Here is a 22,597-nt window from a genome sequence, read left to right on the forward strand (position 1 = left end):
CTCTTCGAGCAGGGGGGACCCCCAGCCCACCCGTGCCGCCCCATGGGGGTACCTCCCAGGCCTTTCGGGCACTGGGGGAGGCACGACTGCCCGCAGCTAGGTGAGGCGGGTGGAGTGGGTGCGGGTGGGCGGGGGTGTGGCGCGGCTGGCCGCAGCTACGGCAGGCGGGGTGGAGCGGGTGCGGGTCCGTGAGGGGGGAGCCCTCACCCTCGTACCGGCCTCACCGTCGTACCGACGTCACCCCCCACCCCACCCCCAGCCAAACCCCCGCCACCACGACCACCCCGACCCACCCGAACCCCCCGTACGCGACCCCGGCCAGTGCCGAGGCCGTAGCCCCGCCCGCGAACCCGGCCACCACGTACGCGCTGTTGGCCACGCTCGGTGACGAGGTCGTCGTCAGGGCCAGTGTCTGGTTGGCGACGTGGGATGCCACCAGCGCGAGGTGGATCAGCACCGCCGCCACGAAGATCGCCGGAAGGGCGTGGCCGCCCCACCAGAACAGCGGTACGGCGAGCGCGGCCAGCGCGTACGCGCCGCGGACGACGTGTCCGGCGCCGAAGCGGTCCACGAGGCCCCCGGCGAGCGGGGCGACCGCGCCGGCCGTGAGGCCGAAGAGCCCGAAGAGGCCGGCCGTCGCGGTGGACATGCCGTAGCCGGACCCCGTCAGCAGCAGGGCCAGCGAGGTCCACAGCGCCGACCAGGCGCCGTACATCCCGGCCTGCCGTACGCACGCGCGCCACAGGTCGGGGGAGCGCCGCACCAGGCCCGGTATGCCGAGGTGCCCGGCGAAGAGGGGGGACTCGTCGCGGACCCGGGGTTCCCGGGGCAGCCGCGAGGCCGTGACCAGCCCCAGCCCGGCCGTCAGCACGGCCGCCCCCACGAACGCCCACCGCCACCCGAACGCCTGCCCCACGATCCCGCCCAGCACCCGCGCCGCGACGATCCCGGTGAACAGCCCGGCGACGACGGCGGCGACATGCCGCGCCCGGCGATCGGCGGGCGCCCGCTCGGCGACGAACGGCACGAGCAGCTGCGGTACGACGGTCGCGGCGGACGCGAGGAACACGGCGACGCCGAGCACGCCCGCGCTCCCGGCCAGCGCTCCCCCGCCGAGCGCCACGGCCGTGACCACCGACAGCACGCCCACGATCCGCTGCCGGTTCACCCGGTCCCCGAGCGGCGCGAACACCAGCAGCCCGGTGGCGTACCCGAACTGGGCGACGGCCGCGATCCACGCGACCGAGGAGGCGGCCGTCCCGAAGTCCCGCGCGATGAGGGGGAGCAGCGGGATGGCGAGGTAGATGTTGGCGGCGGTGACGGCCGTGCAGAGGGCGAGCAGCGGCAAAAGGAGGGCCTGGGGCGCCGAGGACGCCGGCGCCCCCGAAGACACCGACGACACCGATGGCGGTGATGACACGGAAGACATGGAGTGTTCCCTCGCGTACGGACAATCCCGCAACCAACCAGTTGGTTGGCTACGTTGTGAACAGTCTGGAGCCGCCCCTCACTCCCTGTCAACCAACTAGTTGGTTATCCACAGCCCCCGCTACCCTGATCCCATGGCAGTCAGAGACCCCGAGGCCACCAAGGCGCGCATCTTCACCGCCGCCGTCGCCGAGTTCGCCCGGTACGGCATCGCGGGCGCCCGCATCGACCGCATCGCGACCGAGGCGAAGGCCAACAAGCAGCTCATCTACGTCTACTACGGCAACAAGGCGGAGCTGTTCACGCAGGTCCTCAGCCGCAGGATGGTCGACCTCGCCGCCGCCGTCCCCGTCGACCCGGACGACATCGACGGCTGGATCGACCGCCTCATGGACTACCACGCGGCCAACCCCGACCTCCTGCGCCTCCTCTACTGGGAGGGCATCGAGTACGGCACGGCCGAACTCCCCGACGAACAGGCCCGCCGCGAGCACTACGCCCACAAGGTCGACGCGATGCGGGACGGCCAGGAACGCGGCGTGATCACCGACGCGATCCCCCCGGCCGACCTGCTCTTCCTGATCATCTCCCTGGCCAACTGGATGACGGTCGTCCCCCAGATGAGCCGCATCCTGGCGGGCGGCGAGGAAACGGACCGGGACAGGCTGAGGTCGTCGATCAAGGAGGCGGCCCGGAGACTGACCGCGAAATGAGGTACGTCGCGAAGGGGCCCCAAGTCCCCCCGCGCAGAACCTAGTTCGTCCCGATCCTGGCCAGCAGGTCCACGATCCGCGACTGCACCTCACCGCTCGTCGAGCGCTCCGCGAGGAACAGCACCGTCTCCCCGGAGGCGAGCCGGGGCAGGTCGGGCTGTTCGACGGCCGCCGTGTAGACGACGAGCGGCGTCCGGGTCAACTGCCCGTTCGCGCGCAGCCAGTCGAGAATCCCCGCCTGCCGACGATCGACCTGCATCAGGTCCATCACGACGAGGTTCGGCCGGAACTGCCCCGCCAGCATCACCGCGTCGGCGTCGCTCGCCGCGCGCGCGACCTGCATCCCCCGCCGCTCCAGCGTCGACGTCAACGCGAGCGCGATCTCGGCGTGTTCCTCGATGAGCAGGACGCGCGGCGGATGCTGATCACTGTCCCGAGGCGCCAGCGCCTTGAGCAGTACGGCCGGATCGGCCCCGTACGCGGCCTCCCGCGTCGCCTGCCCCAACCCGGCCGTGACCAGCACCGGAACCTCCGCCGCGACAGCCGCCGTACGCAGCGACTGCAACGCCGTACGGGTGATCGGCCCCGTCAGCGGGTCCACGAACAGCGCCGCCGGGAACGCGGCGATCTGCGCGTCCACCTCCTCGCGGGAGTTGACGATCACGGGCCGGTACCCGCGGTCGCTCAGCGCCTGCTGCGTCGTGACGTCCGGCGCGGGCCACACGAGCAGCCGACGCGGGTTGTCGAGCGGCTCCGGCGGCAGCTCGTCGTCCATCGGCTGCGGCCGGGGCGTGTCGGCGACCTCGACGGCGCCGCCCGGCCCGTCCAACGGCTCCGGCCCCTCCGCCGCGTTCGAATCGGGCGCCCCTATGGCGTACGACCGCCCGGCCCCCTCGGTCCCCGGCGCGAGCCGCGTCTGCCCGGCGAGGGAGGGATGCGGCAGCGGGGGCGCGGGCACGACAGGCTGCTCGGCGGCCGGATGAGGCCGCGCCTCTGGCCCAGGCGGAGTCCCCAACTTCCGCCGCCGCCCCCCAGAAGTCCCCTGCCCCTGCTGAGCCTGAGCCTGAGCCTGAGCCTGCGGCTGCTGAACCTGAGCCGCCTGCCGCGTGAACGGCACCCCCTGCCCGAGCGTCCGCACACTGATCGCCCGCCCCTGCGTGGAGTTCGGATCCACCGCCTCAGCAGGCAACGGCTGCGCGGGCGGCGCCTCGGCGGGCAACGGCATGGCGATATGCCCGGTGTGCCCCGGCTGCGGCGGCAGCGGAATGTGCCCGGTCTGACCGGGGGCGGGGTGGGGCTGGGGGACGCCGGGTACGGGGTTGCCGGGTGCGCCCGCGCCGGGAACTGGGGCGCCGGGTACGGGAGTTCCGGGCGCGCCCGCGTTGGGTGCGCCCGTGCCGGGTACGGGGTTGCCGGGTGCGCCCGCGCCGGGAACTGGGGCGCCGGGTACGGGAGTTCCGGGTGCCCCCCCGTCGGCCGCGCCCGCGCCGGGTACGCCGGTCTCGGGCGGGGCGGCAGCGGGTACGGGGCTCTGCGCGGCTTGCGCGGGGACGGACGCCGGGTTCGGTGTGGGGGTCTGTCCGGGGAGCTGCGCCTGGGCCTGGCCGGCGACCTGGGCCTGTCCCGGAATCTGCGCCTGCTGCGCCGCAACCTCCGCGCTCACGCCCTTGCCCTCATCGGCATCCGCACCCGGAGGCACGGCCACGGCCCGACGCCGCCGCCCCGTCGGCGCACTCGCCGGGTGCGGCTGGGGCGGGGTGTGATCACCGGCCTGGTCGTGGGCCACACCATCGTGCCGCCCGACGTGTTCGGCACCCTCGGGGGAGACGGGCTGGGCCTGGGCGGGAAGTTGGGGCTGGCCGGGGGCAACGGGCTGGCCCGGTACGGGAAGTTGAGGCTGGCCAGGAGCAACGGGTTGGCCCTGAGCCGGGAGTTGAGGCTGTCCAGGCACAACAGGCTGCCCCTGCGGAGGCACCGGAACCCCCTGAGGCGGTACGACCCCCTGCGGCACCTGCGCGGGAATGCCCTGCGGGGGAACGGCCCCCTGCCCCGGCACCCCTTGCGCCGGAACAGCCTGCGCCGAGGCGGCACCGGGAGCCGTAACCCCCTGCGCCGGAACCCCCTGCACAGGCACGGCACCTTGCGCGGGGACCCCTTGAGGCGGAACCCCCTGCATCGGCGAGGCACCCTGAGCCGTACCCCCTTGCACCGGCGCGGCACCCTGAGCCGGAACTCCTTGCCCAGGCACCCCCTGCCCCGGCACACCTCCTTGCGCCACAAGCCCCTGCCCCGCCACACCTTGACCCGGCACACCCCCTTGAGCAGGCACTCCCTGCCCAGGCACAGCCCCCGCCGGAACCCCTTGAGCCGGCACCCCCTGCATCGCCGCAGCCCCCTGCACCGCACCACCCTGCGCCACAAGCCCCTGCCCAGGCACCGCCTGCCCCGGCACCCCCTGCGCCATACCCCCTTGCGCCGGCACCCCCTGCCCCGGCACAGCCCCCCCAGGAACCGCCTCCTCGCCCCCCCGATCCGCCTCGGCCGGAGGCAGTGCGAACACCGCTCGCGGCCCCGCCTCCTGCGCCTGCGCAGCAGCCAGCGCCCGCCGCCGGCGCCCCGTCGGCTCCTGGGCCTCGCTCTCACCGCCCCCGGAGGGCAACGCGGGAGGCAACGCGTTCTGCTCGCTCGCCGGAACCGGCACACCACCGGGCGGCACAGGCACCCCCTGCGGAGGCACCGCAGCCCCAAGACCCGCCCCCACCGCGGCCGTCCCCGCCGCATGTTCGGCCGCGGTCACGACCGCGCCTTCGGCGACCTCGTCGCCCCCGGCGAGGGCGGGCCGCCCCCGCCGCCGCCCCGACCCCTCGCCGCCCGCCTCGACGGCGGCCTCGTCCTCCTCGGCGGCGGGCCGCCCCCGACGCCGGCGCCCGGTGGGCGGAACGGCGCCCTCACCGTCGTCGCCTTCCAGGAACGCGTCCACGGAGCTGCGCCGAGCCCGCCGCCGCCCGGCGTCGTCCGGCACGGGCGCCTCGGCAGCGGCCGTCTCCACCGGGACGGCGGGAACGACCCCGGCGCCACCCCCGAGCGGCACCTCAAGGACGTACGCGCTCCCGCTCATCCCCGGCACCTCGACGGTCTGGAGCACCCCGCCGTGCGCCCGCACGATCCCCCGCACGATCGGCTCGTGCACGGGGTCCCCGCCGCCGTACGGCCCCCGGACCTCGATCCGTACGACCTCCCCGCGCTGGGCGGCGGCCACGACGACCGTGTTGTCCATGTACCCGCCGGCCGACACGGGCGCGTTGCCGGTCGCGTCGACCCCGGCGACGTCCGCGACGAGGTGCGCCAGCGCCGTCGCGAGGAGACGCGCGTCGACCTCGGCCTCGATCGGCGGCGCGTGGACGGCGAACTGCACCCGCCCCGGACCGATCAGCTCGACCGCGCCGTCGACCCCGGACGCGACGACCGCGTCCAGCATCACCTTCGTACGGCTGACCTGCGCCTCGCCCGTGTCGAGGAGCTGGTAGCCGAGGACGTTGTCGATGAGGGTCGTGATGCGGGAGTACCCGGCGGAGAGGTGGTGCAGGACCTGGTTCGCCTCGGGCCACAGCTGCCCGGCGTCGTCGGCCGCGAGGGTCGCGAGTTCGCGGCGCAGCTCGTCGAGGGGGCCGCGCAGGGAGCGGCCGAGGAGGGTCAGCAACTGCTCGTGCCGGCCGGCGAGAGCCTCGTACCGGTCCTTCTCGCGCTCGCCGAGCGCGGCGTACCGGTCCTCGCCCGCCGCGATCTCCTCCGCGTGCTGCTCGGTGAGCTCCTCGATCTCCGCGACGTGCCGCTGGCGCAGCGCGGTCAGGTCGGAGGCGTGCTCCTCGCCGAGCCGCTCCAGCTCCTCAGCGTGGGCGGCCTCGACCGCCTCCTTCTCCTTCGCGAGCGCGTCGTAGGGACGCCGGTCGGTGAACGTCATCACCGCGCCGACCAGCTGGTCCCCGTCCCGTACCGGCGCCGTCGTCAGGTCCACCGAGACCTTGTCGCCGTTCTTCGCGAACAGCACCTGGCCGCGGACGCGGTGCTTGCGCCCCGAGCGCAGGGTGTCGGCGAGCGGCGACTCGTCGTACGGGAAGGGGGAGCCGTCCGGACGGGAGTGCAGGACGAGGGTGTGCAGCTCCTTGCCGCCCAGGTCACTGGCCCGGTACCCCAGTATCTGCGCGGCGGCGGGGTTGACGAGGACGATCCGCCCGTCGGTGTCCGTCCCCACGACGCCCTCCGACGCCGCCCGCAGGATCATCTCCGTCTGCCGCTGCGAGCGGGCCAGCTCCGCTTCCGTGTCCACCGTGCCGGACAGGTCGCGTACGACCAGCATCAGCAGTTCGTCCGGGGAGTAGCCGTATCCGTCGTACGCCTGCTGGCCGTTCTCCAGGTTCGCGCTCGTGACCTCGACCGGGAACTCGACGCCGTCCGTACGGCGGGCGATCATGCGGGCCGGCTTGGTCCGCCCGCGCGGGTCGATGTGATCGGGCCTGCGCATCGACCCGGGGATCAGCTTGGAGTCGAACTCGGGCAGCAGGTCCAGCAGCCCCCGCCCCACGAGCGCGGTCCCCGGCGTCTCGAACGCCTCCAACGCGATCGTGTTCGCGTTCACAACCGTCCCGTTGGCGTTGACCAGCACCAACGCGTCCGGCAAGGCGTCCAGTATCGCCGCGAGGCGAGCAGCGCCTCGGGATGGCCTGCTGCTCACGAGACGCTTCCTCCCTGTCACCGCACCTTGCCTACCGCTCGGGCCATCTTGCCAACGGCTCCGCGGGGTGTCACGCGAGGGAGTCTAAAGGCAGGGGGTCCTCCCGCGACGCCGTATGAGAGCCACCTCGCATCCGACGCGTGCCCCTGCGAACGCCGGTACGAACGGGGGTCGCGGGAAGCGCGCGGGAGGTTTACGGGGGTGGGGATTTCGTCGCGACTGTGTACGGACGTGAGGGCCCCGGCGCCCTCCCCGCCCCCCAACCCCTTTGCCCCGCCCCCCGGCCTCCTAGTACGGTGGACACCGATTGGTGACACAGCACTCACCTGTGTCATCATCTGCACGCACCACTCGCACCCACGCGAGCGGTTGTGCTGGAGGCGTCGCCTAGTCCGGTCTATGGCGCCGCACTGCTAATGCGGTTTGGGCCTTAAAGCCCATCGAGGGTTCAAATCCCTCCGCCTCCGCAACACCCGAAGCCCCGGTCCCCCCGACCGGGGCTTCGTCGTTCCCCCTCCACCACGTTTCCCCAGCTCACAAGGGGTACGCCTATCGGATTTCACATGACGCCGCCGGTCATGTAATGTTCTTCCTGTCGCCGGGAGCGGCCGGAAGGCCAGAACGGAAGACACCGCAGGAAACAACAGAACAAGCACTCGTAGCTTAACGGATAGAGCATCTGACTACGGATCAGAAGGTTGCAGGTTCGAATCCTGCCGAGTGCACATGATCGAAGGGCCCCGGAGCAATCCGGGGCCCTTTGCTTTCACCTCAGCGCCTTGGCGGCTTCCTGGAGGGTGGGTCGGTCTCTCGGGTTGTGGCTGAGCATGGCGTCGATCAGTTCGCCGAGCTTGCCGGGTGCCTTCACCGGGCGACGTTTCCCGCTCGCGACGGCTTCTCGTTGGACGGGGCGTGGGGCGTCGTCGGGGTATTCGACGGCTCGCCAGCCGGTGGCGGAGATCAGCAGCGAGGCGCCGAGGGCGTAGATGTCTGCTTCCGGGGTGGGTTCGGCTTGGCCTGTGGTGAGGATGCTGCGGGAGATCTCCGGGGCTTCGTAGTGGACGAGGCAGCCGCGGAACGGGAAGTCGTATCCCCTGGGGACGTTGCCGCCGTGGGCCAGGGCGAGGTCGATGAGGTGGGTGCGGTTCGGGCCGATGATGAAGTGGGCGGGTTGCACGTCACCGTGAGCCCACCCTTGTGCGTGGAGGTCGGCCAGTGCTTCGACGCAGCTCAACGCAACGTCGGTGTGGGGTTCGACGGCCGCGTCCGGTTGGCGGCAGGGTTCCCAGAGTTGGTGCAGGTCCGGTCCCCCGCGCCAGGGCTGGAAGTTCCATGTCCCGTGTTCCCACTCGCCGTACGCGAAGTCATCGAGGCCGAGGCGGTACAGCACGGCGCCCTCGCGGGCGGGGGCGAGGGCGGTCCAGGGCTGGGCGGGCCAGTCGGGGGTGGCTTCGATGGGGCGGCCGAGCTTCACGGCGTAGTGGCCCCGGGGGCTGTGGACCTCCCAGACCGTTGAGCCCCGGCGGTCGGCGACCATGCGCCAGCTCGTGGGCATGAGCGCGTGGAGCACCACGATCGGCAGTTCGGAAGTCGGGCCGGACACGTCTTTTCTCCTTCTGAGCGTCCAAACGAGCACGGCCGGGCGCGAGTTGAGGGCGGCCGTGCTCGCTGGCGTCGGGTGGCTATGCCTGACCGTACGGTCGGCCGCAGTCCGAGTCGCAGTTCGCGAGGTTCGTGCCGTCCACGGTCCATAGCTCGTCGAAGACCATGAACCCGGCCGCCTTCATGGCGTGTACCGAGGCGGTGATGTGCTCGGGGTCGCGGGTTCCGCCGCCGGGCTTGGGGTTGTGGTGCAGGAAGCGGCCGGCGTACTGCTCGCAGAGGTCCGCGTACTCCTTGGTGTGCAGGATGAGCGCGTGCAGGCCGAAGTCCACGTCGTCGGACGGGACCATGGGGACGGTGGCGGTGGCGGCCGTGACCACGAAGGCCACCGCCTGGTCCGCGATCCGCTCGGCACGTTCGGGCGACTGGCCGTTGTGGACGGCCACGAAGTGGGCGAGGCTCTCGAACAACTCCTCACCGGCGACCGCTCGGCCGGTCTTCTGGTCGTTCGCTGTTGCCGTCATGGGGAAACTCCTTGTGGGTGGCGGGACGTGAACTGTTCGCCTGTGCCGGTCGCCGGGCCCTGAGGCGTGGGCGACAGGGTGCGGGGTTTGGAGGCCGCTCCGAACGGGGTTGGGGGACCAGGAGTTGGCACCCGTTCGGAGCGGCCGGTCCTATGGGCCGACAAGGATCAGGACGTCCGTGTGCCGGCCGATGGCGAGCGTCACAGAGCGCTTCGGCTGTTGCCGTTTCGGATGGCCAGGCGTGCGCTCAGTTCTTCCCGCGCGCTCAGCGCCACCACCTTGTCCGGCATCGCGTCCCATTCCGTGCCGCCGGTGAGCGGCCGTATCTGGACCCGGCCGCCGACCTTGTCCATGACGACGCCGATACGCCCGCTGGCGCTGTCCTTCGCCAGGTCGCCGATACCCGGATTGGTCTGCTGGTTGCTCGCCATGCACAGGAGCATCGCGAGTAGAGGGCCTTCGTCGAAAGGCCAGGCTGATTACCCAACTTGGGTAACATCGCCGCACGTAGAGTCCCAACAACGTTGCGTAGCCCTCGCAGTGGGGAGCCCCTCGATGCCTGACGCCGAACGGCCGCAGGAGTTGCCCGCCAGGCTGCTCACCGATCCCGAGATGATCGAGGCGTGTCGGGTACGGGACTTCGCGAGAGTCTTCCGGCTGGTGAAGATTCGGGCGGGCATCTATCCGTCGATGATCGCCAGACGATGCGAGCTGACACCGAGCCGAGTCGGCGAAGTGATCGCGGGGCGCCGTCAGTTGCTGCATATGGACGTCATCGAGCGGATCGCGGACGGCTTGCGCATTCCCGGACACATGCTCGGTCTCGCGCGGCGTGAGTGGGAGACACCGCAGGCTCTCGCGGTCACCGAGCGAGAGGCACCCCAAGTACCGGAGCCGGAGCAGCAGATTCCCGCATCCCTGCCGGGCCCCGAAGTAGACAGCATCTTGGCTCTGGCTACGCGAACCAGCCTCAGCGCGGCGACACTTGAAGCCTTCCGTTCCTCGATCGAGGACTACTGGCGACGGGACGACCAGCATGGTGGCGAGGCACTACGGCCGGCCGTCGTCGGCCAACTCCGCCACGTCGTAGGACTCTTGAAAGAGAACCGGCCGCCGTCCATCCAGAACGGCCTGTACGGCATCGCGGCCGAGCTGGCCCGACTCACCGGATGGACCTACTTCGACGCCCGCCAGTACAACCAGGCCCGCGCGTACTTCACCGAGGCCCTTCAACTGGCCAAGGAGATCGACGACCGCCAGTTCATGGCCAACGTCCTTGCCTGCATGAGCTTGCAGGCCACCTACCAGGACAAGCCCGCAGACTCCCTCGCACTCGTGACCGCCGCCCAGGACCAGGCCCGCTCATCTCTCAGCACCACCCCACGCGTTCTGTCGATGCTGTCCATGCGTGAAGCCTTCGCGCACGCCACCCTCGGCAACCGGGATGCCACCCACCGGGCGATCGGGGAAGCGCACCGCAGCTTCGAGCAGATCGAGGCAGGCGACCCGGATCCGTCATGGGTGACGTATTTCGACGAACCGAAGCTCATCGTGGACACCGGCATTGCCCACGGCCGACTGGGCGAAGCGGCGACAGCCGAACCCTTGATCGCGGATGCCTTGCGGCAGGAAGCCCGTGCGAACCAGCGCGGTCGTGCGTTCCACGCGTTCTGGCTGGCCCGTACGCAACTCGACCAGGGCAAGCTGGACCAGGCGTGCCACACCGCCACACAGGCCCTGGACATGGCGTCGGCTGTTTCCTCCGAGCGGGTGACAGGCCATCTCCGGGAGTTCTACGACCAGTTGGCCCCGCACCGGCAGGAACCCGTAGCGCTGGCTTTCGAGGCTCAGCTACGGGCCGTCCTGCCGCCGGTCAGCGGGTCGCTTCGTCCATGAGCAGGTAGAGGAGCCCGACGAGGGACCCGCTGCTGACGACTTCGCGGCGGTCGATCATGCCGCGTACCTCGCTGAGGGGAATCCACTCGATGCGGTCGGACTCGTTCTTCTCGGTGGGCGGACCGTCGTAGGCCGCGCCGTCGACGCGGAAGACGTGGTGCTGGGAGTCGGTGATCCCGTTGGCGGGTTCGGCGTAGATCAGAGGCTTGATCGGGCCGGGCCGCCAGCCGGTCTCTTCGAGGACTTCGCGGGCCGCCGCTTCTTCGGGGGTCTCGCCTTCCTCGACCAGCCCCATCGGCAGTTCCCAGGCCCACGAGTCTGTGATGAACCGGTGGCGCCACATCATCAGCACCTCTTGGCGGTCGTTCACCACGGCGGCCACGGCCAGGTGCCGGAGGCGGACGACGTGGTACTCCCACCGGCGCCCGTCAGGCTGCTGGACGTCGACCAGACACAGATTCACCCACTTGTTCGTGTAGATCTGTCGCTCACCGTGGGTCTTCCACTCCATGCCTGCGGCCCCTCTCGATCGGACTCCAGCATCTCAGACCGATCTGGAGGAAGACGCAAGTTCCACAACCCTTCACGTCACCTTGACGAGATGTTATAGGGGGTACTTGATCAACTGAACGTCAGTAGGTAGCGAGGAGGGGGATGCCCGTTGGTGCGAGTTCGGCGGGTGCCATCGACGCCATGGTGTATCTCGTCCGTTCACCGCTCGACCTGGTCGACTTCCGACCCTGGATGGGAACGCCCGTTCGCAAGGTGTTGACGCTGGTTCGTTCTGGCAGATGAACATTGGAACGCCCGCATGCGGATCTGCGGAATCCCCTCCGAACTGACACGGCAGCATCTACTATTGGTTCACATCTGGCGCTTGGGGAATTCGATCTTTAAAGGGTGACCTGTGTGCCTTACTTGGCCAAACCGTCGATGGAGTCAGATTCGTGGAGAGACTTCCTTTTACGTACGATGAATTCAGCGTTTGGTTTGAGGCTTACTGTAAGAAGTATCTTGAACCGGCGCGAGAATCCGCAGTGCGGGCACTCAATGAGCATCTCGACATGGAACTTCCGGAGATTGAGAGAGTTAGAGTCAAGGTTTCACATGGTCGAGTGAAGGGGAAAGAGAGAACTTGGAGAAAGCTGGAGCTGTCAAAATATGAGGGGCGAATTAAGTCTTTCGAAGACATTCCGGATGTTATTGATGATCTAGTTGGATTGCGCGTGACATGCAATAATAAGTCGGATGTTCAGCGGGTTGTCGATGTTGTTACATCTCTCGATTTTTTCAAAGCGGGAGCGGAGCCGGTGCTGGGTCGGCAGCAGGATTCCTATAAGGATTATTTGAGTAATCCTAAAGAGAGTGGGTATCGAGCTATCCACTTTAATCTCTGCGCCTCGGTTTCTGCTGGCTTGAAGAGGAAAGTGATCACATGTGAGCTGCAAGTTAGGACACTTCTCCAGGATGGATGGGGTGAGCTGACTCATGAAGACACTTACAAGCCGGGGAGCGCTCCACCCGCTCTAGTCGAAACGCTTAGTCGTCGGATCGCAGACCTGCTTGCCACAGTGGATGACATTGCGCAAGACCTTAGGCAGGAATTGGACAGGCTTGCAACGGTTAACATTGAAGCTTCATCGGAAGGACCGAACTCGCCCGCACTTCCGTTGCCTAAAGTGCAAGTTCAAGGCGAGGTTGAATCTGAATCTGGACTTCGCGCTGCGGCGACATACTATCTACGGAATCGGGTGAAAAATCTTGGGAAGCCGACTGATCTCGCCAGCCTGGCTTGGGAGGTACGCAAGGAGTTTGGTCAAGAGGTAAGTCAAGGGTGGTTTGGCTACGGTAGCTTTAAGGCTCTTCTTCAGGATGCAGTTCCTGACGCTCGCGTGACGGAAGAGCCGCCCTCTTATGTGCTTCCCGAGGATTACGACAATAGCACGCAAGGTAAGGTGTCTCCGTATCCGGGAATTCCGTCTGCGGCATTGGCTCTCAAGGAAGTGGATCGATCTTTCCCTCTGCTTTCTTCTAATCAGCTAAATGCGGCTTATGAGCGGCTCGCTGAAGCATCGCAAAGCGTCGACTGGGGTGCTGCAACTTCGAATGATATCAGCCGACTTAATGAGATGACGCGCAAGGCGCGTGAGTTGAACTCTGATGATCTAGTGATCTCCAGGGCGAATCTCGACTATATTGCTAAGTCTCTGCTGCTTTCGGGGAACTTGAGTCATGCGTTGACGAAAGAGGAGATTAAGGCGGTCTATCTCACTTGGACTGTCAATCGTATTCGTGGAGTCACGACTCTTGGCCGTCGGCAGCTTGATGCCGTGAAGAAGTGGCTTTCTTGAGTGGTGCAAGATTCGGCTGCCTATCTGGCGTGAATGATTATGGCTTTATGGTCTTTGTTTTGTCGGAGTGGCGTTATGACTCGCAAGCGGACTCTGGCTATTATTGAGCCGAAACTGACGGGTTGCCTACTGGATCGTGTAGCGGACGTGCCGAGCGGCGAAGTAGCCGCAGACGATGCGTGGCTGGCGTTGTCTACGCAGCAGGAATCTACGGGTCTCTCGGGCGAGGTCGTCCACCGAAGCGGCGCGGGCAGCGTGGACGTGGTGTTTCAGGTCGGCGTTCAGCAGCTCGTCGGGGTTGAGTTCGGGGCTGTAGCCGGGCATCAGGTGTAGCTCGATCCGCTCGGTGTTCTCGGCGAGCCAGGCACGGACCGCCTTGCTGCGGTGTACCGGATGGCGGTCGGCGATCACGTGGACCTTGCGGTCCGCCTGCCGGGCCAGCCTGTCCAGGAACGCGCAGAAGACCTTCGCGGTGAACTTGCCGGGGAAGACGGTGAACCACAGCGCGCCGCGCGAGGCCACAGCCGACATGATGTTGACCTTGAACCGGCGGCCGTTCACCCGCACGATCGGGGTCTGACCGGCCGGGGACCACGAGCGTCCCGGCGGGGCGGTGTCCGAACGCAGCCCGCACTGATCCGCCCAGACCAGCTCGGCCTTCTCCTCGCTCGCTCTCGCCCGGATCGCTGGGTACTCGACCTCCAGCCACGCCGTGACCTGGTCGTCCTGCTGCCGGTAGGAACGGCGGGCGGGCCGCTGCGGGGTGAATCCGTGCCGGTGCAGCCACTTGCCCACCCCCTGCTCGGTCATCGACACCCCGCACACCAGCCTGATCAGGGCTCGAACCGAAGCGCGGGTCCACATCACTCCCGACTGACCGATATCGGCCGGGGTGTAGTCCCGCATCGCCTCAAGCACCGCTCCGCGCGCGGACTCATCGACCAGCTCACCCTTGCCTGCTCGTGGTTCACGTGCCACCGCGAGCAGCGCCTGTCGTCCGCCGACCCGGCTGGCCCGCCACCAGGTGCCCACCGACCGCTCGGAGACCCCGAACATCTCCGCCGCCTGGCCGTACGTCCGCACCCGCCCCGACTCCAACGCCGCCACCACCCGCAGCCGCAGATCCTCCTGCGCGGCCGGCGGCAACCGCCGCATGTCCCCACCCTCGATCACACCCGATCAACGAGCAGGCAACCCATCAGTTTCAGCTCAATATCTACCCGAGGCTGCTGCGGGTGAGTCAGAGAGGGGGCCGACAGTTGGTGGCGGCGTTCTCGCCCAGATTTGACGGCAGTTCTGACGGCAACGACGGCACATAGCCACGCATGATCGCTAAGGTGAGCCATCAAAGGGGGAGCCTGCCGGTACTCCTCACGGCGAGCTGCCCGATCCTACGGATCAGAAGGTTGCAGGTTCGAATCCTGCCGAGTGCACATGATCAAAGGGCCCCGGAGCAATCCGGGGCCCTTCGTTTTGGCTCGGTGCCTTGCCGGATTCCTGGAAGGTCACCATGGCACGGACCGAGTGCGACGACCCGTGGGCCTCCCGGGCGGTGGCATGGAGATGACCGACTCCCTTCCCGGAACGGCCGTGTGCGAGGTAAAGGAGGAAACGGGGCTGGATGTGGAGATCACCGGGCTCGTGGGCACGTGCACCGACCCCCGGTACGTCATCGCCTCCAGCCCTCCGACGGGCCCTTCTCTGACCAGGAGTTCAGTCGGGTTCGTGACTTGCTGCGGCGGCACTGCGCGTACGAAGTCGACCAGTGGGAGAACTTGTACACGGAGACGGCCTACGGTCCCGTGTGTGTGAGTTTCCCGCGGGTTCTCCCGCTGGGGGCGCCGCGTGACGTACCGGGAGTTCTGATCAGGCGTACGTCCACCGCCACGCGTTCGAGCTGTACGCGCACGTGATCCGTCTGCCGCTCGCGTTGGTCGTCGTCGAGCCGTGGTCCGCCTTGCGGCAGAACTGGCCCGCCGAGTAGCAGTTGCCGGAGTTGGAGACGATCGAGCAGGTGCCGGGGTCGTTCTGGGTGGTGTCGGTGGTGTCGGCGGGCTTGGCGTCGGTGGTGGTCGTTTCTGTGACCGTGACCGTGGGGGCCGGTTCGGGGGTGGCGGTTTCGGTGACCGTGGGGCCGGGCGCCGGGGTCGTCGTCACCGTCGCGGTCACGGTTGCCGCGGGTTTCGTCTTCGTCTCTACCGGTTGTTTGCTGTCGTTCGCCGGGGCGGCTATCAGCGCGCCGGCGAGGAAGAGGCCCGCGCCGCCGAGCCAGACGCGCTTGCGTCTGCGGAGGGGGCGGGTGTCCGGTGGGCGGGGTGTGGGTGGCATGGGTGTGGTGTTGTACGGGCTGGTCATCTCGTCCCCCCTGGGTGGTTCAGGTGGGGTGACCGTAGTGCCCGAGATGAGGGTGTGTGGAGAATTCGTGAGAGAAGTGATGTATCTGTGACTGGCGGGGGTGGGGCGGAGCGGCGGGGGCGTTGTCAGTGGGGGGATCTACGCTCGGGTGAATGGGGCAGACGTGGAAGTGCGTGGGGTTGAGGTGGAGCGCGGGGAAGGGGCCCGTGCTGCGGTGGGAGGGGGGTGCCGGGAGTGGGTTGGAGTGGGGGAAGCGGGTTGGGTTCGGGGTGGTCGAGGGCGGGGAGAGGGGGTGTCTCGGGGCTCGGGGGAATGTGTGTGCGGGGCGGCGGGTGGTGGGGGCGCGGAGTACCGGGGGGCGGTGCGAGGAGTGTGGGCGGCTGGATCGGGTGGGGTCCGTGGCGGCGGATGGGCGGGCCGATGATCCTCGGACCTATCGGGTGTATCTCGCCTGGTTCGGGGGCGGGTTGCTCAAGGTGGGGATCACCGCTGAGGCGCGGGGGTCCGATCGGTTGCTGGAGCAGGGGGCCGTGTGTTTCACGTGGCTCGGGGAAGGGCCGCTGATGGCCGCGCGGCGGGCCGAGGAGGTGCTGCGGGTCGCGCTCCACGTGGGGGACCGGGTGTCGTACGGGCAGAAGCGGGCCGTACGGGGGGACGCGGTGCGTCGCGTCGACGCGGGGTTCGACGAGCTGGGCGTGCTGCACCGGCGTGCGCTCGGGCTGCCCGGCTGGCCGGAGACCCTCGTGCCCCGGCCCTTCCAGCCCGTCGACCACACGGAGCCGTTCGGCCTGCGCGCCGCGCCTCCCGCGAGCGGGGAGGTCACCGAGCTGGTTCCCGGTGGCGCCATCGCGGGGGAACTGGTGGCCGCGGCGGGGCCCGACCTGCACATCGGTACGGCCGGGCGGGGGGTCGTCGTACTGGACACGAGGCTGATGACGGGGTGGGAGCTGACGTCGGCCGGGGCGGGGGTGTTTCCGGTACGCCCGTTCCCGAAGGAGCCGGTGGAGGAGCAGGCGGGGTTGTTCTGAGGCGGGCCGCCCCCGATCCCCGTCCCACCCCCTGAGAACTTCCTGTGTGTTTCTCAGTCAATTCACAGAGAAGCGAAAGCCCCCTCTCAGAGGGCCTCGACATGGTGTTCAGCATGACCACGACCTCGCCCCAGGGGCGCACCGAACTGCTGAGGCCGGACGGGAGCCCCGTCCGCGTGCTTGTGGTGGACGACGAGTTGTCGATCACCGAGTTGTTGTCCATGGCGCTGCGTTATGAGGGCTGGCAGATCCGGAGCGCCGGGGACGGGACCGGCGCGATACAGACGGCGCGGGAGTTCCGCCCGGACGCGGTCGTGCTGGACATGATGCTGCCGGACATGGACGGGCTGACCGTCCTGGGGCGGCTCAGGCGCGAACTCCCGGATGTCCCGGTGCTGTTCCTCACCGCGAAGGACGCCGTCGAGGACCGGATCGCCGGGCTCACGGCCGGCGGCGACGACTACGTCACGAAGCCGTTCAGCCTGGAGGAGGTCGTGGCGCGGCTGCGCGGCCTGATCCGGCGTTCGGGGGCGGCCGACCGCCGCTCCGACTCCGTACTCGTCGTCGGTGATCTCACCCTCGACGAGGACAGCCACGAGGTCTCGCGGGCCGGCGACAGCATCCACCTCACCGCGACCGAGTTCGAGCTGCTCAGGTTCCTGATGCGGAACCCCCGCCGCGTGCTGAGCAAGGCGCAGATCCTGGACCGCGTGTGGTCGTACGACTTCGGCGGCCAGGCGAACGTGGTCGAGCTGTACATCTCGTACCTGCGCCGGAAGATCGACGCGGGCCGCGAGCCGATGATCCACACCCGGCGAGGCGCCGGTTACCTGATCAAGCCCGCGCAGTCATGAGCGGGCGACGACGGCCGCGTCCACGAAGGAGGCGCACGCTGCGGACCAGGCTCGTCGTCGCATCGGTCGCGTTGATCGCCGTGGTGTGCGCGGTGATCGGTACGGTGACGACGCTGGCCCTGCGCCAGCACCTGTACGACCAGCTGGACCGGCAGCTCGGCGAGGTCGCGGCGAGGGCGTCGGGGGGACTCGGCGGACCCCCCGGTACGGACGGCCCGCAGCAACGGATCAAGTCCGTCGACCTGACGGAGTTCGTCACCCGGGGCCCGCAGCCCGGCGGCTCCACCGTGATCGCGAAGGTCGTCAACGGCTCGGTCACCACGGGCGTGGTCGGCAAGAAGACCGGCAGCACCTTCGACATGAAGGCGCGGTCGCTCACCGAGGCCCAGATGAAGGCGGTCAACGCCACGGCACAGGACCGCGATCCCCACACCGTCGACCTCCCCGGCCTGGGCAGCTACCGCGTCACGTACGCCCCCGGCGTCAACGGCGACTTCTACGTGGCGATCCCCACCGACGACCCCGACAACACGATCAGCACCCTCATCCTGGCCGAACTCAGCGTCACGGCGGCCGGGTTGATCGCGGCCGGCATCGCGGGCCACGTCCTCGTGGGCGTCGCCACCCGCCCCCTGCGCAAGGTGGCCGCCACCGCCACCCGGGTCTCCGAACTCCCCCTGCACGCAGGCGAAGTGAACCTGAGCGAACGGGTCCCGGAGACGGACCCCCACACGGAGGTCGGCCAGGTCGGCGCCGCCCTCAACCGCATGCTGGACCACATCCACGGCGCCCTGCTCGCGCGGCAGCAGAGCGAGACGCGCGTACGCCAGTTCGTCGCCGACGCCAGCCACGAGCTGCGTACCCCCCTCGCCTCGATCCGCGGCTACGCGGAGCTGACCCGGCGCGGCAGGGAGGAGGTGGGCCCCGACACCCGCCACGCCCTCGGCCGCATCGAGTCCGAGGCGGGCCGGATGACGTACCTGGTGGAGGACCTCCTCCTGCTGGCCCGCCTGGACGCCGGCCGCCCCCTCCAGTTCGAGCAGACCGACCTCGTACCCCTGGTCATCGACTCGGTGAGCGACGCGCGCGCGGCGGGCCGGGACCACGTGTGGCGGCTGGAGCTGCCGGACGAACCGGCGCTCGTCAGCGCGGATGCGGCGAGGCTGCAACAGGTGCTGGTCAACCTGCTCGCCAACGCGCGTACGCACACCCCGCCCGGTACGACGGTGACGGCGCGCGTCCAGCGGCGCGGGCCCTGGCTCTGCGTGGACGTCCAGGACAACGGCCAGGGCATCCCCCAGGAGCTGCTTCCGCACGTCTTCGAACGGTTCGCGCGGGGCGACTCGGCGCGTTCGCGGAGCACCGGCAGTACGGGCCTGGGCCTCGCGATCGTCCAGGCCGTGGCGACCGCGCACGGCGGTGCGGTGACCGTCGACAGTGTGCCCGGACAGACCGTGTTCACGGTGCATCTGCCAGCGCTCGCCCCGCAGTTGTCCCCTGAAACGAACTGGCAACTCGACTCACAGGGTCAGCACAGTGCCGGCACATGGGTACAACAGGGCGCCTGACGAAAGTCGTCCGTATGCGAACCGACTCTTCTCCGGGCACGCTGCCGGCGCGGGAGCACCTCCCGGCCGGCGCTGCCGGAACGCCTGTCCTGGACGTCGTGATCCCCGTGTACAACGAGGAGAAGGACCTCGGCCCCTGCGTCGAGCGCCTGCACGACCACCTCTCCAGGACCTTCCCCTACCCCTTCCGGATCACGATCGCGGACAACGCGTCGATCGACACCACCCCGGTGGTGGCGAAGAACCTGGAGGCGACGCTGACCGGCGTCAGGTCCTTCCGGCTGGAGCAGAAGGGCCGCGGCAGGGCGCTGCGGACCGTCTGGTCGGCCTCCGACGCGCCGGTCCTCGCCTATATGGACGTCGACCTGTCCACCGATCTCAACGCCCTGCTCCCGCTGGTGGCCCCGCTGATCTCGGGCCACTCCGACCTGGCGATCGGCTCCCGGCTGGCCCGCAGCTCGCGCGTAGTGCGGGGCGCCAAGCGGGAGTTCATCAGCCGCTCGTACAACATGATCCTGCGGGGCTCGCTCCAGGCGCGGTTCTCGGACGCGCAGTGCGGGTTCAAGGCGATCCGGCGCGATGTGGCCCAGGTGCTGCTGCCGCTCGTCGAAGACACCGGATGGTTCTTCGACACTGAGATGCTGGTTCTCGCGGAGCGGGCGGGCCTTCGGATCCACGAGGTCCCGGTCGACTGGGTCGACGACCCCGACTCCACGGTGCACATCGTCAAGACGGCGACCGACGACCTGAGAGGGGTATGGCGCGTTGGGAAGGCCCTGGCCACCGGTTCGCTTCCCCTGGACCGGCTGACCAGGCCGTTCGGCGACGATCCCCGCGACCGCGAGATCATGGACGTACCCAAGGGACTGGCCCGGCAGCTCGTCGGCTTCTGCGTGGTCGGCGGTCTGTCGACGCTCTTCTACCTGCTGCTGTACAGCGGTTTCCGTACGTTCACCGGCTCGCAGGTCGCCAACGCGCTCGCGCTGCTGGTGTCGGCGGTCGCGAACACGGCGGCCAACCGCCGGCTCACCTTCGGGGTACGCGGCTCCGGCAGCGCGGTCAAGCACCAGGCGCAGGGCCTCGTCGTCTTCGGCATCGGCCTCGCGCTCACCAGCGGTTCGCTGGCCGCGCTGAACGCGGCGACGTCAAGTCCCTCGCACGCCACGGAACTCGGGGTGCTGATCGTGGCGAACCTCGCGGCGACCGTGCTGCGGTTCCTGCTGTTCCGCGCCTGGGTCTTCCCCGACAAGCGGGAGTCGGCCGACGAGGCCGCCTGGCTCTCCCCGGCCCGCCCGTACGACAACGACCAGCGGGAGAACCGGCGATGACGACCCTTCAGGAACCCACCTGGGTCGCTCCCGCCGCCGAGCCGGTCAAGTCGTCGCGGATACGCGGACTTTGGCGAGGCCGCCTCGACGACGCGGCCTGGGTCCGCCCCGCCTTCCTCGGCCTCCTCGCCGCGACCTTCCTCCTCTACCTCTACAACCTCGACTCCTCCGGGTACGCGAACTCCTTCTACTCGGCGGCGGTTCAGGCCGGCTCCCAGTCCTGGAAGGCGTTCTTCTTCGGCTCCCTCGACGCCGCCAACGCCATCACCGTCGACAAGCCCCCGGCCGCGCTGTGGCCGATGGCCCTCTCGGTACGCATCTTCGGGCTCAGCTCCTGGGCGATCCTGCTCCCCGAGGTGCTGATGGGGGTCGGTACGGTCGCGGTGGTGTACGCGGCGGTACGGCGCCGGTTCTCGCCGGGCGCGGGTCTGATCGCCGGGGCCACCATGGCGCTGACGCCGGTCGCCGCGCTGATGTTCCGCTTCAACAACCCCGACGCGATGCTCGCGCTGCTCATGGCGGTGGCCTGCTACCTCGTCGTCCGCGCGCTGGAGGACGGGCGGACCAAGTGGCTGCTGTGGGCGGGCGCGGCGATCGGGTTCGCGTTCCTCGCGAAGACGCTCCAGGCGTTCCTGATCCTGCCAGCGCTGGCCGCTGTGTACGGGGTCTGCGCGCCGGTTTCCGTCAGGAAGCGACTGGGTCAACTCGCCGCCGCCACCGGGGCGTTGGTCGTCTCCGGCGGCTGGTGGGTCGCGATCGTCGAGCTGTGGCCCGCGTCCTCGCGGCCGTACATCGGGGGGTCGCAGAACAACTCCTTCCTCGAACTCACCTTCGGCTACAACGGACTTGGCCGCCTGAACGGCGAGGAGACCGGGTCCGTCGGCGGGGGCGGCGGGGGCGGTGGCACCGGGCAGTGGGGTGAGACCGGCTGGGACCGGATGTTCAACTCCGAGATCGGCGGCCAGATCTCGTGGCTGCTGCCCGCCGCGCTGATCCTGCTGGTGGGCGGGCTGGTCGCCACGCGCGGGCTCAAGAGGACGTCCGTGACGCGGAGTTCGTTCCTCGTGTGGGGCGGGTCGCTGCTGATGACGGCGATCGTCTTCAGCTACATGGCGGGGATCTTCCACCAGTACTACACGGTGGCGCTCGCGCCCTACATCGCGGCGGTCGTCGGGATGGGCGCGGGGCTGTTGTGGGAGAAGCGGGCCGAGGTCTGGGCGTCGCTCACCCTCGCGGCTGCGGTCGTCTCGGCGGCTGCCTGGGGGTACGTGCTGCTCAACCGGACGCCGGATTACCTGCCTTGGCTGAAGTGGCTGGTGCTGGTGGGTGGGTTGGTCGGGGCGCTCGGGCTCATCTTCGCCGGGCGCATCAGCCGTCGACTCGCGCTGGCCGCGGCCTCGGTGAGCCTCGTGGCCGCGCTGGGCGGGCCTACGGCGTACACGATCAGCACGCTTCAGGAGGGGCACACCGGGTCGATCGTCACGGCGGGTCCTGCGGGGGCGTCGATGATGGGCGGCCGGGGTGGTCCCGGGGGCGGTATGCGGGGTGGCATGGGTGGCGGGATGCCCGGCCAGAACCAGCAGGGCGGTAACGGGAACGCGCAGGGCGGTCAGGGCCGGCAGGGCAATGGCACCGGCGGCTTCCCGGGCGGCGCCGGCGGCAACGGCTTCGGCGGTGGCACGGGCGGCAACTCCCAGGGCGGCAACGGGACTTCCCGGGGCGGCCAGTCCCAGCAGGGCCAGGGGCAGGGCTTCCCCGGTGGGGGTTCCACCACCGCCGAGGGCGGTGTGCGCGGCGGCATGGGTGGCGGTGCCGGTGGCCTGTTGAACGGCGCGAGCGTCACCTCCGAGGCGAAGAAGCTCCTCACCACGGACAGCGACCAGTACACGTGGGTCGCGGCGGCCATCGGCGCGCAGAACGCGGCGAGTTACCAACTGGCGACCGGCGACCCCGTGATGGCGATCGGCGGCTTCAACGGCACCGACCCGTCGCCGACGCTGGCCCAGTTCAAGAAGTACGTCGAGGAGGGGAAGATCCACTACTTCATCTCCAGTGGGAGCGGGGGCGGAGGCGGCGGCATGATGGGCGGCTCCTCCACCGGTACGTCGTCCCAGATCACCAGCTGGGTCGAGGCCAACTTCACGAAGGTGACGGTGGGTTCGGCGACGTTCTACGACCTCACGCAGAAGGCGAGCAGCTAGGGCACGGCACTGACGGT

Annotated in this window: 16 protein-coding genes, 2 tRNA genes and 1 pseudogene; 11 read left to right on the forward strand and 8 right to left on the reverse strand. The window is 69.2% G+C overall.

Features of this window, described 5'->3' with window-relative positions; translation table 11 throughout:
* Nucleotides 1-220 precede the first annotated feature (220 nt).
* The gene (locus PV682_RS41095) at nucleotides 221-1,429 is read right to left on the reverse strand and encodes an MFS transporter (protein ID WP_319737639.1); all 1,209 of its coding nucleotides are present in this window, start codon (nucleotides 1,427-1,429) and stop codon (nucleotides 221-223) included.
* Between the two features lie 133 nt (nucleotides 1,430-1,562).
* Between PV682_RS41095 and PV682_RS41100 the strand changes: the two genes are divergently transcribed.
* Entirely contained in the window at nucleotides 1,563-2,141 is a 579-nt protein-coding gene (locus tag PV682_RS41100; RefSeq protein WP_055725065.1) for a TetR family transcriptional regulator, read from the forward strand.
* A gap of 40 nt (nucleotides 2,142-2,181) precedes the next feature.
* On the opposite strand, the gene PV682_RS41105 is transcribed toward PV682_RS41100, so the two are convergent.
* On the reverse strand, nucleotides 2,182-6,873 hold the full coding sequence (locus tag PV682_RS41105; protein ID WP_319737641.1) for a PAS domain-containing protein: 4,692 nt from the start codon (nucleotides 6,871-6,873) through the stop codon (nucleotides 2,182-2,184).
* Between the two features lie 376 nt (nucleotides 6,874-7,249).
* Here PV682_RS41105 and PV682_RS41110 point away from each other — a divergent pair.
* Nucleotides 7,250-7,340: transfer RNA gene (locus PV682_RS41110), tRNA-Ser, on the forward strand.
* Between the two features lie 185 nt (nucleotides 7,341-7,525).
* A tRNA-Arg gene (locus PV682_RS41115) sits at nucleotides 7,526-7,598 on the forward strand.
* A 41-nt stretch (nucleotides 7,599-7,639) separates the two neighbouring features.
* Here PV682_RS41115 and PV682_RS41120 read toward each other — a convergent pair.
* From PV682_RS41120 to PV682_RS41130, 3 genes are all read right to left on the reverse strand, one after another.
* Nucleotides 7,640-8,476, reverse strand: a complete 837-nt coding sequence (locus PV682_RS41120) for a protein kinase domain-containing protein (protein WP_319737643.1) — start codon at nucleotides 8,474-8,476, stop codon at nucleotides 7,640-7,642.
* A gap of 79 nt (nucleotides 8,477-8,555) precedes the next feature.
* Nucleotides 8,556-8,999, reverse strand: coding sequence for a glycine-rich domain-containing protein (locus PV682_RS41125; protein ID WP_319737645.1), 444 nt, complete (start codon nucleotides 8,997-8,999; stop codon nucleotides 8,556-8,558).
* Nucleotides 9,000-9,199: 200 nt separating this feature from the next.
* Nucleotides 9,200-9,430 (reverse strand): hypothetical protein, encoded by a 231-nt coding sequence (locus tag PV682_RS41130; RefSeq protein WP_319737646.1) that lies wholly within the window; start codon nucleotides 9,428-9,430, stop codon nucleotides 9,200-9,202.
* Between the two features lie 124 nt (nucleotides 9,431-9,554).
* On the opposite strand from PV682_RS41130, the gene PV682_RS41135 reads away from it, so the two are divergent.
* Nucleotides 9,555-10,895, forward strand: a complete 1,341-nt coding sequence (locus tag PV682_RS41135; RefSeq protein ID WP_319737649.1) for a helix-turn-helix domain-containing protein — start codon at nucleotides 9,555-9,557, stop codon at nucleotides 10,893-10,895.
* Here PV682_RS41135 and PV682_RS41140 read toward each other — a convergent pair.
* Nucleotides 10,873-11,406 (reverse strand): NUDIX hydrolase, encoded by a 534-nt coding sequence (locus PV682_RS41140; protein WP_319737651.1) that lies wholly within the window; start codon nucleotides 11,404-11,406, stop codon nucleotides 10,873-10,875. The genes PV682_RS41135 and PV682_RS41140 overlap by 23 nt on opposite strands.
* A 436-nt stretch (nucleotides 11,407-11,842) precedes the next feature.
* Between PV682_RS41140 and PV682_RS41145 the strand changes: the two genes are divergently transcribed.
* A complete protein-coding gene (locus PV682_RS41145; protein ID WP_319737652.1) occupies nucleotides 11,843-13,246 on the forward strand; it encodes a GTP pyrophosphokinase in 1,404 nt (467 codons plus the stop codon).
* Nucleotides 13,247-13,372: 126 nt separating this feature from the next.
* Here the strand turns inward: PV682_RS41145 and PV682_RS41150 are convergent, their stop codons facing one another.
* Complete coding sequence (locus PV682_RS41150; RefSeq protein WP_319737655.1) at nucleotides 13,373-14,401, reverse strand: IS630 family transposase; 1,029 nt, start codon at nucleotides 14,399-14,401, stop codon at nucleotides 13,373-13,375.
* A 387-nt stretch (nucleotides 14,402-14,788) separates the two neighbouring features.
* Here PV682_RS41150 and PV682_RS41155 point away from each other — a divergent pair.
* Nucleotides 14,789-14,929, forward strand: a pseudogene (locus tag PV682_RS41155) (NUDIX hydrolase); the annotation flags it as partial.
* Nucleotides 14,930-15,112: 183 nt separating this feature from the next.
* Here the strand turns inward: PV682_RS41155 and PV682_RS41160 are convergent.
* Nucleotides 15,113-15,601, reverse strand: a complete 489-nt coding sequence (locus PV682_RS41160; RefSeq protein ID WP_319737657.1) for a hypothetical protein — start codon at nucleotides 15,599-15,601, stop codon at nucleotides 15,113-15,115.
* A 152-nt stretch (nucleotides 15,602-15,753) separates the two neighbouring features.
* Between PV682_RS41160 and PV682_RS41165 the strand changes: the two genes are divergently transcribed.
* The 5 genes from PV682_RS41165 to PV682_RS41185 all read left to right on the forward strand — a co-directional run bounded on the left by PV682_RS41165 (nucleotide 15,754) and on the right by PV682_RS41185 (nucleotide 22,580).
* Nucleotides 15,754-16,629 carry a DUF2797 domain-containing protein gene (locus tag PV682_RS41165; RefSeq protein ID WP_319737658.1) on the forward strand — a complete coding sequence of 292 codons (876 nt, stop codon included), beginning with the start codon at nucleotides 15,754-15,756 and terminating at the stop codon, nucleotides 16,627-16,629.
* 113 nt (nucleotides 16,630-16,742) lie between these two features.
* Nucleotides 16,743-17,483 carry a response regulator transcription factor gene (locus PV682_RS41170; RefSeq protein ID WP_319737660.1) on the forward strand — a complete coding sequence of 247 codons (741 nt, stop codon included), beginning with the start codon at nucleotides 16,743-16,745 and terminating at the stop codon, nucleotides 17,481-17,483.
* Entirely contained in the window at nucleotides 17,480-19,051 is a 1,572-nt protein-coding gene (locus tag PV682_RS41175) for a sensor histidine kinase (RefSeq protein WP_319737662.1), read from the forward strand. Before PV682_RS41170 ends, PV682_RS41175 begins: the two co-directional genes overlap by 4 nt.
* A 14-nt stretch (nucleotides 19,052-19,065) precedes the next feature.
* Nucleotides 19,066-20,379: a bifunctional glycosyltransferase family 2/GtrA family protein gene (locus tag PV682_RS41180; RefSeq protein WP_319737664.1), complete on the forward strand. Its 1,314-nt coding sequence runs from the start codon at nucleotides 19,066-19,068 to the stop codon at nucleotides 20,377-20,379.
* Nucleotides 20,376-22,580, forward strand: a complete 2,205-nt coding sequence (locus PV682_RS41185; protein WP_319737666.1) for an ArnT family glycosyltransferase — start codon at nucleotides 20,376-20,378, stop codon at nucleotides 22,578-22,580. Before PV682_RS41180 ends, PV682_RS41185 begins: the two co-directional genes overlap by 4 nt.
* The last annotated feature ends 17 nt before the right edge of the window (nucleotides 22,581-22,597 follow it).

The organism is Streptomyces niveiscabiei, from assembly GCF_033794345.1.
GTDB classification, from domain to species: Bacteria; Actinomycetota; Actinomycetes; order Streptomycetales; family Streptomycetaceae; genus Streptomyces; species Streptomyces niveiscabiei.

Coding starts and splice junctions, on each gene's coding strand:
- PV682_RS41135 (WP_319737649.1), top strand. CDS start 9,555: ATGCCTGACGCCGAACGGCCGCAGGAGTTGCCCGCCAGGCTGCTCACC.
- PV682_RS41180 (WP_319737664.1), top strand. CDS start 19,066: ATGCGAACCGACTCTTCTCCGGGCACGCTGCCGGCGCGGGAGCACCTC.
- PV682_RS41150 (WP_319737655.1), bottom strand. CDS start 14,401: ATGCGGCGGTTGCCGCCGGCCGCGCAGGAGGATCTGCGGCTGCGGGTG.
- PV682_RS41125 (WP_319737645.1), bottom strand. CDS start 8,999: ATGACGGCAACAGCGAACGACCAGAAGACCGGCCGAGCGGTCGCCGGT.
- PV682_RS41140 (WP_319737651.1), bottom strand. CDS start 11,406: ATGGAGTGGAAGACCCACGGTGAGCGACAGATCTACACGAACAAGTGG.
- PV682_RS41160 (WP_319737657.1), bottom strand. CDS start 15,601: ATGACCAGCCCGTACAACACCACACCCATGCCACCCACACCCCGCCCA.
- PV682_RS41175 (WP_319737662.1), top strand. CDS start 17,480: ATGAGCGGGCGACGACGGCCGCGTCCACGAAGGAGGCGCACGCTGCGG.
- PV682_RS41170 (WP_319737660.1), top strand. CDS start 16,743: ATGACCACGACCTCGCCCCAGGGGCGCACCGAACTGCTGAGGCCGGAC.
- PV682_RS41095 (WP_319737639.1), bottom strand. CDS start 1,429: ATGTCTTCCGTGTCATCACCGCCATCGGTGTCGTCGGTGTCTTCGGGG.
- PV682_RS41100 (WP_055725065.1), top strand. CDS start 1,563: ATGGCAGTCAGAGACCCCGAGGCCACCAAGGCGCGCATCTTCACCGCC.
- PV682_RS41185 (WP_319737666.1), top strand. CDS start 20,376: ATGACGACCCTTCAGGAACCCACCTGGGTCGCTCCCGCCGCCGAGCCG.
- PV682_RS41130 (WP_319737646.1), bottom strand. CDS start 9,430: ATGGCGAGCAACCAGCAGACCAATCCGGGTATCGGCGACCTGGCGAAG.
- PV682_RS41165 (WP_319737658.1), top strand. CDS start 15,754: ATGGGGCAGACGTGGAAGTGCGTGGGGTTGAGGTGGAGCGCGGGGAAG.